Raw genomic sequence first — 12,965 nt, 5'->3', positions numbered from 1 at the left:
ATAAACTGCTTGGCCTCCTGCCCCGGGGCACCACCCACCCACGAAGCCCTTCAGCGGCGCTACTCGAACCTCTACGATCATTTCCTTCCGCACCTGCCCGGAGGGGACTTCTTGGAGATCTTCCAGTTCGATCGCGACGAACGGCGCATCACCCAGCACGCGAGCGTCGGCCTGCTCGCCACGCGCATCGCCACAGGGAACGGTCCTGTCCACCTCACCCATCTGAAGGTCGAACCCGGCGGAACCATCGGCACCCACCCCGCCACATCGCCCCAGATGTTCCTGGTCATCACCGGAGACGGTTGGATCGCCGGCCCGGACGGCGCACGCTCCACGATCACCGCAGGTCAGGGCGTCTGCTGGGACCGCACCGAAGACCACACCTCCGGCACCGAGAACGGCCTCACGGCAATCGCCGTCGAAGGCACGCCACTTACCCTCTACGCCCCCGAAGCTCCGGGAGCTCCCAACAACTGACGCTCGCCAGCCACCAGGGCCCGGTGACCTTCGGTCGCCGGGCCCACAACATCACGCTCATCGCTGCCCTCAACCGCGGCGGCGACCTTGATGCCCGAACTGCACCCGCTGTCCGGGCATCAAAACAGCCCGCACCTCACTCGGGTCGTTGCCGTGCGCGGAGCAATCGGCCAACCCGCCACGACGGCCGTGCTGGGCTGGACGCGGGCTGTCCCCCTGATCCTCAGCCGATGGCTCGCTTCGTGCTTGGGCAGGCCGCCCTGCCGTCGGCAGCGGGAGTCCAGCGGCACCACGTGTCAGTAGGTCATGGCATGGTGGCGCCCGGACGAAGTCATGGAAGAAGCCGAGGTGGCCACGCTGGCAGAACGACTGCGGGACCACTGGGATCGGTTGGGTGCCACGGAACAGGCATGGCTTACCAACGTGTGGCCGGGGTGCGCACCGGACGATCGGCTTCCCGGTCTGGTCTGTGTGTCAATGGAGCGCAAGGCCAAGTGGGTGGACGCGTGCTGGATCGGTGTCGTGCTGGGGCTCGGGCATCGGTCACTGCGCCTGCACGAGTTGAACCCGCAGGCACGCTGGCACCGCAGGCCGTCGAAGTTCCGGCTGGATGCCATCACCACCGTCAGCTTCGGGGGCAGCTACGAACGAATCCTGGAGGAGTTCGCCGGCGAGCGCCCCGAACCGGACGTTCAGTGAGGTGGTGGACGCCGGCTGGGTGCCCCGGCTGAATGTCTCGGTCATCGAACCGAGAAGCGGACAGCCCTCAATCGTCGGCGGCGACGACGAGTCTCAAGAGCAAGCGTTCCTGGTCGACGGCGACGTACTCGTGGAAGTCGACGTGCACACCGCCCCAGTCATGGAGGGCCTTGCTCCCCAGATCTCCCAGGGAGTAGCAGTTGGTGGCCGAGTCGACAATGGCGAAAACCTGCGAGGCGAGATCCGCTTCCAGGGACTCCGGGACCGGGCAGTGCTGGTCGACCCAGTCGCGAAGCCTGGAGAGGGCCTCGGCCTTGCCGATCAGCTGGTAGGAGTGTTCTGTGACGTGCTTGAGCCAGTATGGGCCGTGGCGGTTTCCGGACGGTTCGACGCCGCCGCCTGCGTAGTCGTCGCGGAACTGTTCGTGGGCGATGAGCGCCGTGAGCAGCTCGCTGTCCTGGGTGTCCTGCGGGATGCGGAATGACTTCACATCGACCCAGCGGTAGCCGTGACCGCCGGGCTCCGTGAAGTCGTAGTCGCGGAAGTTCAAGAAGGTCTGAGCATCGAAGACAAGCTGTGTCACCGCTCCAGGCTATCCCGCCGCGAAACGAAGACGCGTAGCGGCTGATCAGCGGGAGGTCGGTGTTGATCGCGCCTTGCTCGTGGCGGCGAAATCCGGGTCCTCGGCGAAGAACTCGGCCCACACCGCCGCTCTCCGGGCCTGCCGCCCGGCGGCGCGGATGCGCGGGCCGTCTCGCTGGCAGCGAGATCCAGCGGCGAGGACACCGGTACGCCGCCGAGCCTCCTCGGAATTCCCAATAGCCCAGCGCAGCGCCGTGGCTGCTGACTGAGTAACCAATCCTGTATCCACCGCAGGTCACCGACGCGGCCCGGGACGGGCTTGGGGACGGGAATCGGGCAGGCCGTGGAGCCTCCCTGTGCTCAGTTCGGCGGGCCGGCTGGCGGGTATGGCGGCACTGGTGGCGTGTGCCACGGATTTGTGCCCGGCGGTGCAAGGGAGGTCTGCGGCGGTGACGGTGTCCCCATAGCCGACGGCGGCCCGTAGCCGGCCGGCGGTGCGGCCGGGGGCTGTGGCGCTCTGGCGACCCGCAGTGCGGCGATGGCGGTAATGAGCCCGGTGGCGGCGGTGATGATTCCCGCGATGTCGACCGAGGATCCCGACGAGCCTGGAACGCTGCCTTTGCTCGTCTGCCCGGGCAGCAGGAGCACGGCGACCACCAGGAACAGAACGCCCGCGATGACCAGGATGAGTGCGTTGCGCGCCAGTTTCCGTGCTCGCGGCGACCACGGGTGTCTCAACTCTGCAGTTCCGTCCCGCTTCCCCATGGGGAACACCGTAGAACGATCACGTGGATCGGGGACAGGTTCCGCAGGATACGGCTGACCTGCCACGCGTGGAGAGAGAGGCCGTCCGCTTCAGCCGCCGACTCCACACCCGAGCCCGACGCGACTGTTCGCGGGGCGGCCGACCTACGACGCCCCGTTCATGCGCGCCTGCCGCGACTGCGGAGCCCTGACGCCCTTTCTCAGCGAAGAAGCCCGTCGACGGCTCGACGCCGAAGCCGACTCGCTGGGCGGCGTCCAACGCTCGTGATCCGGTAGGTCCGCACGTCGCTACGTCCGCCAGGCCCAGGCCGCAGGATCGGCGGCCCGGATCCGGGCGAGCTGAGCGGCGAGTTGGCGTATCTGCTCCAGGAAGCCGTTCAGCGCCGTGGCAACGATGAGGGTCTCCTCAGGGCTCAGCTCGCAGTCGTCGAACTTGACAGGAGCGGCAGCTGGCGCGGCCGATCGGGCGCGCCCGGATACGCGATGTTGTACGCCTCGCCGACCCGGTACACCGCCCCCGCCGAGTTCTGCGACTTCCTGCGACACGACAGCCCCAGATAGCCCGAAAGGCCGCCCCCGCCTGATCTGGTACGGCCCGATGTCGCCTGCGATCACGGCACGGCGTTGCAGGTTACCCACTGGGCCAGGGCTATCAGCGTGGACTCCACGCTGTCGGCCATGTGGTCACGCAGCGCCTCGACCTCCTCGCAGGTGTCGCCCAGGACCGGATCGGTGCGCAACAACTGCCAGGACTGCTGGACCACGCTGCCGTCGCCCTGTTCGCGGAAGTGCCAGCTCCAGCGCACGATGCCGTGGTCGGCTCCACCGACGACGAAGGCGAACGCGGCCCCCGGATCGGCCTGCACCACCTCGGACTCGGTTACCCATTCGCGTCCGCCCCGGCGGTTGCGACCGCTGAAGCGGGCGCCGACCCAGGGCCCGTCGCCAGCTGCGTAGCTCACCGCGCTGGCGCTAGGACTCCACGTCTCGATCAGAGCCACGTCGCTGACAAGGCGATAGAGAGCATCGGGTGTCGCGTTCACCCAGCATCGCCGGGTGAACACGAAAGGAGTCAGGTCGAGCCCGGCCAACGGGTGCGGCGAGTCGGCGGTACGCAGGTCGGTTGCGGCGTTCATGGGTTCCTGCCGGGAGCGAGAAGGGGAGAGAGGCATGCAGCTCATCCTGTGGCCCGCGGTCGGGACCAGCCAGACCCCACGGATACCTACCCCAGCAGGGTGAGGTACCGAACGCCGCAGCTACGCATACTCGGAACCATGAACAAGCACGGGCAACTCGCCGACTTCCTCCAGGTACGCCGGGGCCAACTGCGACCCGAGGACCTCGGGCTGCCGACCTACGGTGAGCGGCGCCGGGTGCCAGGTCTGCGACGGGAGGAGCTCGCGATGCTCGCCGGCATCAGCGCGCCCTACTACACCCGCCTGGAGCAGGGCCAGTCACGCAACGCCTCCCCCGAGGTATTGGACGCCATCGCGAGGGCCCTGCGACTGGACGAGTCCGAACGTGCCCATCTCCACACCCTGGCGCGTGCCCCGAAAGGAGGGAAACCCGCGGCGCGGCCACGGGCAGAACGAATCACTACGGCGACCAGCGCGCTGCTGGCAGCCCTCGATGGCACACCCGCCATCGTCATGGGAAGGCGCAGCGATGTCCTGGCCTGGAACCGTCAAGGCCACGTACTGTTCGCCGGCCATCTCGATTCGACCAGCCCCGAGGACCCCGGTCGTCGGCCGAACATGGCCAAGCTGGTGTTCCTCGACGCGCACACCCGTGACCTCTACGCCGACTGGCCCGCCAAGGCCAGGGCCGTAGTGGGCAACCTGCGGCTGACGGCCGGCCGGTACCCGGAGGATCCGCAACTGGCCGCGCTGATCGGCGAGCTGACCATGCGCAGCCCGCAGTTCGCCACGATGTGGGCCGACCACCGGATCCTGGCCTGCGACAGCGCCGACTACAAGATGCGCCACCCCCTGGTCGGATCCCTGACCGTCACTCAGCAGACCTTGCAGAGCCCACAGGGCGACGGTCCGGTTCTCGTGGTGGCTACCGCTGTCCCCGGTTCCCCCTCGGCCACAGCCCTGGCACTTCTCGCCCACACCACCGCCTACACCTCCGCACCGCGGGACCCGGCCCCGCAGTACCACGACGCCGAGCCCCCCAGCACGGGCTGACCCGGGCCCCTCCGCAGCCCGATCGCGGCCCGCTACGTGCTCATCGCCGTAGCGTTCCGCTCGCCTGTCCCTGCGTCCCTGCCTGCCCTGAACACAGCCGCGCGCTCCGCTCAGCGGCACCGCCGCCCACGACGCACTCCCCGAACTACGGCACCGCAACGTGGCTGCCGCATGCCCAAAACCAGTAGAGGAACAACCATGTCCAAGCGAAGCATCATGACCACCGTCTCGGCGCTCCTCGTGGCCGCGGCAACCCTTACCGCCGCCGCACCGGCCGGCGCCGCACCGGCCAGCGCCACGCCGGCGGCCCGCGGTGCGCTGACCGATGTCCGCATCGCCGACCACTTCGACCTTTCCGCAGGCCAGACGCCGGAGAACGTCACCTTGCTGCCGGATGGCACAGCGGACGTCACCTTCGCCGCCGCCCACCAGGTCGCCCAGATCACCCCGGGAGGCCGGACTCGCATCCTGGCGACCCTGCCCGCGCCTGCGGACGGCGGGGTCCACACGCCGGTTCTCGGCTTCGCTCTGACCACTGGGATCGTCCGCACCCCGGACGGCACCTTGTATGTGCTGTACGCGACCGGCACCGCCGACCTGACCGGGCTGTGGCAGATCCGTCCCGGGCACACCCCGCAGCGCATCGCCGCGCTGCCCGCCACCGGCCTGCCCAACGGGCTGGCATTGGACCAGAACAGCAAGCAGCTCTACATCACCGACTCAGTGCTCGGCACGGTGTGGACCGTCCCCACCACCGGCGGTACCCCCACCGCGTGGTCCACCGCCCCCGAACTCGCCTCAACCGGGTTCCTCGGAGCCAACGGCGCCAAGGTCCACAACGGCGCACTGTGGGTGACCAACCTCGACAAGGGCACCCTCCTGCGGATCCCCATCGACACCCGTAACCGCGCCGGAGCGCCCCAGGTCCGGGCATCCGGACTGGTCGGCCTTGACGACTTCGCCTTCACCGGCCGCGGCGACCAGGTCCTGGCAGCGCTCAACGGCCCCAACCAGGTCGTGCTCATCCAGCCCGACGGCACCAGCACCACCGTTCTGGACGCCTCCGACGGACTCCAGGGCCCCACCTCCATCGCCCTGCACGGCAACGACGTGGACGTCTTCAGCGCCGCCTACACCACCGCCACCGACCCCAACCTGCTGCGCGCGCACCTGCGCGGAAGCCGCCTGTAGGACCGGCCCGCTGCACAGAGGAGCACATCCTGACCGACATGACTCTCGGCAACGTCAAGGTGACCCGCGTCGAGGAGGTACACGGACTGGTCGGCATGTCCCCCGGCCAGATAGTCCCAGGCTCGCCAAAGACACGACTGGGACTGCCCCGCGGATAGAGCCGATTCACCGGGAGGGCCCTCTTCTGAGCTGCCTCCGATGACGGCGCCAACGGGGAGCCTGTCGGCAGTCAGTCCCACTCATGCTGCCTTGTGGGCAAGGAGCGTGCCCGTCGCGTCGTCGACATCAATGGCGCTGTTCAGTGCCCTCGATGCGGGGGTCTTGCCCCGGCGGGAACGCACACCACAAGCGGGAGATCAGAAGTACGACGGCAGCGCCGGGACATGGTCACCGTTACCGATGCGGCAGAACCCGGACGGTGACCGTGTCCGGAGCGACGGGTTCCGGAGGGGCGGTCATGGCCGGTCCGCCCGCAGCGGCTGGTCGACGGCATGCTCGGGGCAGGCGACGACCGGCCAGCCGTACCGGGCGCCGCCACCGTCGCCGGTGTAGACGTGGCCGGCCGGGACCAGCGGCCACCCGGCCGGCCGGCGACGCTACTACCTCGACGCTTTGGAGGAACTCGCCGCGCCGTGAGCGGCACAGCGCCCGCGGGAACTGTCACACCGCTGAGCTAGCTTTCCGGCATGGGCATCTACTTGGTCAGCTGTGACGCCGACGACTGGTCGGACGAGGATGTGTACGGCGAGACAGCAGCCGCAATCAATCAGGAACTCCTACGGCGCGAACACCCGTCCTTCGCCGCGCCTGTGCCGACACCCTTCATGCGCGGCACAGGGTCTATGTTCGAGGAGAAGCTCACTGCTGGACTGGTCTGTCCTGCTGCCCCTACCTCTGGCCGAACCCCTCGTCCTGGACCTGCCCAACGCCCACGACGACGTCACCGTCGTACGCAGCGCCGACCAGGCCCTGGCCGCAGCTCGGCACCTTGCCCAGGTGATCGGCCTGCCGCCACAGACCCCGCAGCATTGTGACAACCTCGAGATCGGCCTTTGGTTCGACGACACCGAGGCCACCAGCGCTGCAGCAGCCACCCACCCAGGCGCCTGGACCGAAGACCTGGACAGCACCTTCTACGTCGCCACGTACCTGCGCGCAGCGCAGCACTCGCTGCAACGCCACGCCCCGATCAGCTACACCTGAACCCACCGCCGCCACCGCGCCGGAGCAGCCCCCGCTGCCCAGCGCGATCAGCCGGTAAAGAGGCCGCCAGATGACACCCACTGACGATCGTCAGCTTCCTTCCGCGCTCGCGGCCGTGGCCGCGATCACGTTCGACTACGCCGACGGCGAAGGCGTCGACTTTGAGCCCTACCCCGCATTCTGGTCCGCCGACGAGACCACCGAGTGGATCCGGGCCTGGACCGGGAACCGCGGACTGACCGGCGAGGAGTGGCGGGTGTTCGGCATGGACGGTACCGGTGGTCAAGGTGCGTTCTGGCTGACCCGCCTCAACCGGCCACTGAGCGACCAACCCATCGTGTTTCTCGGCTCTGAGGGTGAGACCGGCGCGGTCGCACGCGACCTGCACAGCTTCCTGTGGCTGCTGGCCGACGGCATGGGCCCCTACGAGGCGATCAACCCGCGGCAGCGCGACCGTGCCCCGCGCCCTAACCCGGAACTGGCGGCCATCGCTGAGCGGTTCGCTCCTGCCGCACGCCAATCGGCAGCCACCGTGATAAGTCTGGCCATAGAGGAGTTTCCCGCCTTCGATGAAATGATCAAGGAACGCTGTCGGTGAGAGCCGCCTCGATGCTGCATCAGGGGGCAGCCTCGAGCCGCGATTCCCGCTCACCTATGGTCGCGTCGCTCCCAGGAGGCGGGGAGTTTTCGACATGGTGACGATCGCCTGTGAGTCGATCATCGCCCGCGCCGAGCAGTCCAACGGCCCCCGCCCTCGCACGAGGCCGCAAGCATCGCCCATGCCTACAAGAAGGTCACGGGCGGTCTGCCCCACTGCGTCAACACCGCCATCCACCCTGCTACGCCCCAGTCAGACCCGACCACTCACGGCCACGACTCACAGCTCTCAACTGCCGTAGGTGCAACCCGGTCAACGATGAACTGACCCTGGCCGCCGACTCGCCCCCAGCCCCAGAACCCTCGAGCGCATCTCGGCCCCATGAACACCTACCGCCGCCCCTGGCCCTACCAGCGGTACCCACGAGACATCAGGCGCCGTGTATCGCCACGGCCGCCAGACACACCACCACCGGGTCCACCACATCGACGCGATGTTCGACGCGATCAACGAGCGGGACATCGAGGCCAGGAGCAGAACGCCCAACGAAGGGCGGTCGCCGACGAACTGAAAGCCAACCCGAACAAGGGAGCCGAGAGAGGCCACGTCCATCCGCTGTGCAGCCGCACCCACTCCGGGTCCTGGCGGGCCTCCAGGATCGCGCCGTCGATGTCATTGTCTAGGAGCCGTCGCTGGGTAGCGCGCAGATGCCGGGTGAGCTCGGCACGATGGTCGTCTTCCAGCGGAACGGGACCTGCATCTCGAAGGCCACCGAGGGGCCGAGCGCGGTTGTCTGATCGATCCAGCGACTCCTAGCTACGCTGAAACGCAGCACCTCCGTCGTACCGCCGGGGTAACCCGGAGCCTACGGCAGCGTGCCGGTGACCTCCAGCTCCATCCGCAACTCCCCCTCGCGGGCGTCGTTGATGGCGTGGAGTTGGGCCGAGGTGAGGAGGTATTTCAGGACCGGGCGCTCGACGCCGATCTCGGGCGTAAACCACACCATCTCCGTCACCCGCCAGACGAGCGTCCGCTGGTACGAAGGTCCGATGCTGTAGAAGTCTGCCTGCAAGGCAAGGAACCTGCCGGCCGTTGTGGCGACGGGTGCCTCCTTCACTTCCAGTCCCACCTGGAGGCAGATCGTGCCGCCGGACAGTGTCGGGGCGCATCGGCCGCCGTTCGCGCCGGTGCACCCAGGCGCGGGCCGACTGGACGTATGCGCGGGACGTAGATCCTTTCACCCGGTCGGCCGACCTGCGGCGGGGGCGGTCTCGTCGTGTCCCACTCGAAAATCCTGCTTCCCACGAGTGAATTTTCTCCCGAATGCCCGCAGCCGGGTCGCCGCGACGAGGACAATGCCTGCAAGCTTTGTCCTACCTCCTGTCTCGGAGCCCCGGGCCGGGACCCCTTCCGACTACGGCTGGCGACCAGCCGTCCCCGAGGAGCAGCACGTGAACACTTCGGCCAACCCCGCCGCCGCCGAGGGCGACGAGTCTGCGTACCACACCCGGAGCCTGCTGGCCCGGGACGGTTCCGCAGACCGGGCCATGCTGAGCCGGGTCCTTCCGGACGACGGCCTCTCGCGGCTCGACGTGGCTGCTTTCCAGGCGTCCATCTGACGTTGCTCCCTACTGCTCCGCTCCGACCCCGTCACGGTCGGAGCAACGCGGCGGAGCGCCCCCGGCGCCGTCCGGCTCGGGGGCGTACGCATGTCCCGGGCACGTCTGATTTTCTGTCATTTCGTAGGTTTGGCAGACGAGATGAATGATTTCTGGGGTGACCGACCCTGGATTCCCCTGTGCCATACTCAGCCACGCAGGGGTAGCCCTCAGCACCAGGTGCTCGGTGAGACTGCCCGGCCCCGGGGCCGGATTCCAGCCTTCCCGCTCCCGGATCAGCGGATCCCGTGCGAGGCGATGAGGGGCTATGGTGCAGCAGACGAGTACCGTCCGGCAGCCCGAGGCGGACGGCCTGGCGGGAGCGGGGCCCGCTCCCGCCGCTCCGCTGAGCCAGTTCGTGGTCAAGGTGCACAGCCGGTGCGACCTGGCCTGCGACCACTGCTACGTCTACGAGCACGCCGACACCAGCTGGCAGCACCGGCCTCTGGTTTCTTCCGAGGACGTGCTGCGGCGCACGGCCGAGCGCATCGCCGAGCATGCCCGCGCCCACCGGCTGCCCGGCGTCCGGGTGGTGCTGCACGGTGGCGAGCCGCTACTGGCCGGCCGGGCCCAGGTGCGGCGGGCGGCCGAGGAGCTGGGCGCCGCGCTGCGCGGGGTCTGCCGACTAGACCTGCGCATCCACACCAACGCAGTGACCCTGAACGAGCAGTGGCTGGAGCTCTTCGACGAGTTCGACGTCCGGATCGGCATCTCGCTGGACGGCGACCGCGCGGCGCACGACCTGCACCGGCGCTACGCCGATGGCCGCAGCAGCTACGACAAGGTGCTGCGGGCGGTCCGGCTGCTAGACACCCCCCGCTACCGGCACCTGTACGCCGGGCTGCTGTGCACCGTGGACGCCCGCAACGACCCGCTGCGGGTCTACCGGGCCCTGGCCGAACTGGCCCCGCCCCGGATCGACTTCCTGCTGCCGCATGCCACCTGGGCCAACGAGCCCTGGCGGCCCGAGGGGCCGGGCCGGGAGACCGCCTACGCCGACTGGCTGCTCACCGTCTTCCGCGCCTGGGACGCCGACGGGCGGCCGTTCCCGGTGCGCATGTTCGACTCGGTGCTGCGCACCCTGGTCGGCGGCAGCAGCCTGGTCGAGTCGCTGGGCCTGGGCCCGGCCGACCTGGCCGTGGTGGAGACCGACGGCAGCATCGAGCAGGCCGACTCGCTGAAGACCGCCTACGATGGCGCCCCGGCCACCGGGCTGGACGTGTTCCAGCACGACTTCGACCGGGTGGCCGCCCACCCCGCGGTCGCCGGACGGCAGTTGGGCCTGGCCGGGCTAGCCGCGGAGTGCCGGGCCTGCCCGGTCGTGCAGTCCTGCGGCGGCGGCCTCTACGCCCACCGGTACCGCGCGGAGGACCACGGCTTCGACCACCCGAGCGTCTACTGTGCGGATCTCTATGCCCTGATCGAGGGCGTTCGCACGCACGGGCGGACGGACCGTCAGAATGCGTCCATTCCAACGGCCTTGGAGCTGCGGCACCTGGACGAGCTGGCCTCCGGCCGTGGCGGCGCGGCGGCGGTCACCGCGCTGGCCGCCCGCGAGGCCGAGATCAACCGCCAACTGGTCCAGCTGGTCGCCCCCGGCGTGGAGAGGGCCAGCCGGCGCCACGGGTGCCCCGACCCGGCGGCGGTCTGGGAACTGGTCGAGGCACTGGACCGGGAGCACCCAGCTGCCCTGGACACCGCGCTCACCGCCCCCTTCGTCCGCACCTGGGCCCTGCGGGCCCGGACTGACGCCGCGGCGAGCCTGGACGGACTGGCCGAGACGGCGCTCGCGGCCGCCCTGCGTGCCGGGCGGTCGGCCGAGCTGGAGCTACCGCTGCGCCCGGACGGCGTGCTGCGGCTGCCTGGCCTCGGGGCCCTGGCCACCGCCCGCCCAGTGGGGCCGGAGACCGCCGACCGGCGCTGCCGGGTCCGTACCGACGCCGAGGGCTTCCGGGCAGTCTGGGAGCGGGGCGAGGCCCGGGTGGAGTTCGCCGCGCCGGAGCGGGAGCCGCGCTGGCAGCCGCTGCGCGGCTGGACGCTGACGGCCCCCTGCGCGGGCGAGCCGCTGAGCTGGACCGTCGTCCTGGAGGACACCGACCCGGAGCGGGCCGGACACGACTGGCAGGTGACCGGGCGGCTGGAGCTGGATGAGGCGCTGGCCTGGCGTCAGGAACTGCAGGGGGCCTGGGAGTTCGTCTGCCGCGAGCTGCCGGAGCTGGCGCCCGGCCTGGCCGCCGGGCTGCGGGCGGTCACCCCGCTGGCCCCCGGCGGTGGCGGGCAGGCGATCAGCGGCGCGGCGCGGGACGCCTTCGGCACCGTCGGGGTGGCCCGGCCGGGCGCCGCGGACACCCTGGCGCTGCTCCTGGTCCACGAGTTCCAGCACGTCAAACTGGGTGCGGTGCTGGACCTGTACGACCTCTTCGACCGGAACGACCCGCGCCGCTACCGGGCTCCCTGGCGTCCGGACCTGCGGCCCCTGGAGGGCCTGCTCCAGGGGACCTACGCGCACGCGGCGGTGGTGGAGTTCTGGCGGGCCCGGCACCGCTCCGCACTGGCGGCCGGCGAGACCGGTACCACCGAGCACGCCTGGGAGGAGTACCGGCGCTGGCTCGGGCACACGTGGGAGGCCCTGGTCGCCCTGGACGGCTCGGGCAGTCTGTTGCCGCTGGGTGGGCGTTTCACCGCCGGGCTGCGGGGCACGCTCGCGCCGTGGCGGGCGGAGACCCGGGCCGCGGCGGCTGAGGGCCCCCGGGACTGAGAGGGGTTCCGGATGGCGTCGGCGGACACGCCCATGGCGGCGGCCGAGACCGCCCGCGACCGGGCGGCGCTGGTGGCCGACCTGCGCCGGCTGGGCCTCGGCCGCGGGGCCACGGTGCTTGTCCAGTCCTCGATGCGGGCCGTCGGGCCAGTCCGGGGCGGCGCGGAGACGGTGGCCGGGGCGCTGCTGGAGGCCATCGGCCCGCGCGGCAACCTGCTCGTCTACACCGCGACCGTGGAGAACTCGCTGACCTCCCCGTTCTACCGGGAGGGCACCGCCGGGCTGGACGAGGCCGGGCGGCGCCGCTACCAGGACGCGATGCCCGGCTTCGAGCGCCGTAGCACCCCCTGTTCCCCGTCGATGGGCGTGCTCTCGGAGGTGGTCCGCCGGCTGCCGCGGGCCCGGCGCAGCTCGCACCCGAAGACCTCCTTCGCCGCCGTCGGTCCCCAGGCCGCCGCACTGACGGCCCGTCACCCTCTGCACCAGCACCTGGGACCGGACACCCCGCTGGGCCGCCTCTACCGCGGGGGCGGCCTCGGACTGCTACTGGGCGTGGGCTTCGACCGATTCACCCCCTTCCACCTGGCCGAATACCTGCTGCCGGACCGTCCGACACGCGCGTACGCCTGCAAGATCGGACCTCCAGGGCAGGCGCGCTGGGTGCGCTTCCGCGACCTGTGGCTACCCGACCGCAACTTCGCGGAGCTGGGGAGGCGGGTCTCCGCCTCGGTGCCGGTGGCCGAGGGGCGGGTCGGCGAGGCGTCCGCGCTGCTGGTGCCGGTCCGTCCGGCGGTGGACGCCGCGCTGCGGCACTGGGCCGACACGGTCGGCTGAGCCCATGTCCT

The 12,965-nt window shown here is 70.2% G+C and carries 12 protein-coding genes; 9 read left to right on the top strand and 3 right to left on the bottom strand.

Features of this window, described 5'->3' with window-relative positions; all coding sequences use genetic code 11:
• The first annotated feature begins 111 nt into the window (after positions 1-111).
• Both ABUW04_RS33415 and ABUW04_RS33410 read left to right on the top strand, forming a co-directional pair.
• Positions 112-477 (top strand): hypothetical protein, encoded by a 366-nt coding sequence (locus ABUW04_RS33415; protein WP_380568209.1) that lies wholly within the window; start codon positions 112-114, stop codon positions 475-477.
• A 333-nt stretch (positions 478-810) separates the two neighbouring features.
• Complete coding sequence (locus tag ABUW04_RS33410; protein WP_380568207.1) at positions 811-1,176, top strand: hypothetical protein; 366 nt, start codon at positions 811-813, stop codon at positions 1,174-1,176.
• A 67-nt stretch (positions 1,177-1,243) separates the two neighbouring features.
• On the opposite strand, the gene ABUW04_RS33405 is transcribed toward ABUW04_RS33410, so the two are convergent.
• Positions 1,244-1,759 carry a hypothetical protein gene (locus ABUW04_RS33405; protein WP_380568206.1) on the bottom strand — a complete coding sequence of 172 codons (516 nt, stop codon included), beginning with the start codon at positions 1,757-1,759 and terminating at the stop codon, positions 1,244-1,246.
• Positions 1,760-3,134: 1,375 nt separating this feature from the next.
• Entirely contained in the window at positions 3,135-3,659 is a 525-nt protein-coding gene (locus ABUW04_RS33400; RefSeq protein ID WP_380568205.1) for an SRPBCC family protein, read from the bottom strand.
• A 138-nt stretch (positions 3,660-3,797) separates the two neighbouring features.
• On the opposite strand from ABUW04_RS33400, the gene ABUW04_RS33395 reads away from it, so the two are divergent.
• The 4 genes from ABUW04_RS33395 (at position 3,798) to ABUW04_RS33380 (ending at position 7,704) form a co-directional block, all read left to right on the top strand.
• Positions 3,798-4,712, top strand: a complete 915-nt coding sequence (locus tag ABUW04_RS33395) for a helix-turn-helix domain-containing protein (protein WP_380568204.1) — start codon at positions 3,798-3,800, stop codon at positions 4,710-4,712.
• 198 nt (positions 4,713-4,910) lie between these two features.
• Positions 4,911-5,903, top strand: coding sequence for a hypothetical protein (locus ABUW04_RS33390; protein ID WP_380568203.1), 993 nt, complete (start codon positions 4,911-4,913; stop codon positions 5,901-5,903).
• Positions 5,904-6,638: 735 nt separating this feature from the next.
• Entirely contained in the window at positions 6,639-7,106 is a 468-nt protein-coding gene (locus ABUW04_RS33385) for a hypothetical protein (RefSeq protein ID WP_380568202.1), read from the top strand.
• A gap of 70 nt (positions 7,107-7,176) precedes the next feature.
• A complete protein-coding gene (locus tag ABUW04_RS33380) occupies positions 7,177-7,704 on the top strand; it encodes an SMI1/KNR4 family protein (RefSeq protein ID WP_380568201.1) in 528 nt (175 codons plus the stop codon).
• Positions 7,705-8,569: 865 nt separating this feature from the next.
• Here the strand turns inward: ABUW04_RS33380 and ABUW04_RS33375 are convergent.
• The gene (locus tag ABUW04_RS33375) at positions 8,570-8,833 is read right to left on the bottom strand and encodes a hypothetical protein (protein WP_380568200.1); all 264 of its coding nucleotides are present in this window, start codon (positions 8,831-8,833) and stop codon (positions 8,570-8,572) included.
• 322 nt (positions 8,834-9,155) lie between these two features.
• On the opposite strand from ABUW04_RS33375, the gene ABUW04_RS33370 reads away from it, so the two are divergent.
• From ABUW04_RS33370 to ABUW04_RS33360, 3 genes are all read left to right on the top strand, one after another.
• Complete coding sequence (locus tag ABUW04_RS33370; protein ID WP_380568199.1) at positions 9,156-9,323, top strand: hypothetical protein; 168 nt, start codon at positions 9,156-9,158, stop codon at positions 9,321-9,323.
• 307 nt (positions 9,324-9,630) lie between these two features.
• Complete coding sequence (locus ABUW04_RS33365; protein ID WP_380568198.1) at positions 9,631-12,120, top strand: FxsB family cyclophane-forming radical SAM/SPASM peptide maturase; 2,490 nt, start codon at positions 9,631-9,633, stop codon at positions 12,118-12,120.
• 12 nt (positions 12,121-12,132) lie between these two features.
• The gene (locus ABUW04_RS33360; protein ID WP_380568197.1) at positions 12,133-12,954 is read left to right on the top strand and encodes an aminoglycoside N(3)-acetyltransferase; all 822 of its coding nucleotides are present in this window, start codon (positions 12,133-12,135) and stop codon (positions 12,952-12,954) included.
• The last annotated feature ends 11 nt before the right edge of the window (positions 12,955-12,965 follow it).

This window comes from Streptacidiphilus jeojiensis, assembly GCF_042510965.1.
Classification (GTDB): domain Bacteria; phylum Actinomycetota; class Actinomycetes; order Streptomycetales; family Streptomycetaceae; genus Streptacidiphilus; species Streptacidiphilus jeojiensis.
Note: the sequence above shows the minus strand (reverse complement) of the source record. Positions and strands in the feature narration are given on the sequence as shown.

Coding starts and splice junctions, on each gene's coding strand:
- ABUW04_RS33410 (WP_380568207.1), top strand. CDS start 811: ATGGAAGAAGCCGAGGTGGCCACGCTGGCAGAACGACTGCGGGACCAC.
- ABUW04_RS33400 (WP_380568205.1), bottom strand. CDS start 3,659: ATGAACGCCGCAACCGACCTGCGTACCGCCGACTCGCCGCACCCGTTG.
- ABUW04_RS33395 (WP_380568204.1), top strand. CDS start 3,798: ATGAACAAGCACGGGCAACTCGCCGACTTCCTCCAGGTACGCCGGGGC.
- ABUW04_RS33390 (WP_380568203.1), top strand. CDS start 4,911: ATGTCCAAGCGAAGCATCATGACCACCGTCTCGGCGCTCCTCGTGGCC.
- ABUW04_RS33385 (WP_380568202.1), top strand. CDS start 6,639: ATGTGTACGGCGAGACAGCAGCCGCAATCAATCAGGAACTCCTACGGC.
- ABUW04_RS33380 (WP_380568201.1), top strand. CDS start 7,177: ATGACACCCACTGACGATCGTCAGCTTCCTTCCGCGCTCGCGGCCGTG.
- ABUW04_RS33365 (WP_380568198.1), top strand. CDS start 9,631: ATGGTGCAGCAGACGAGTACCGTCCGGCAGCCCGAGGCGGACGGCCTG.
- ABUW04_RS33360 (WP_380568197.1), top strand. CDS start 12,133: ATGGCGTCGGCGGACACGCCCATGGCGGCGGCCGAGACCGCCCGCGAC.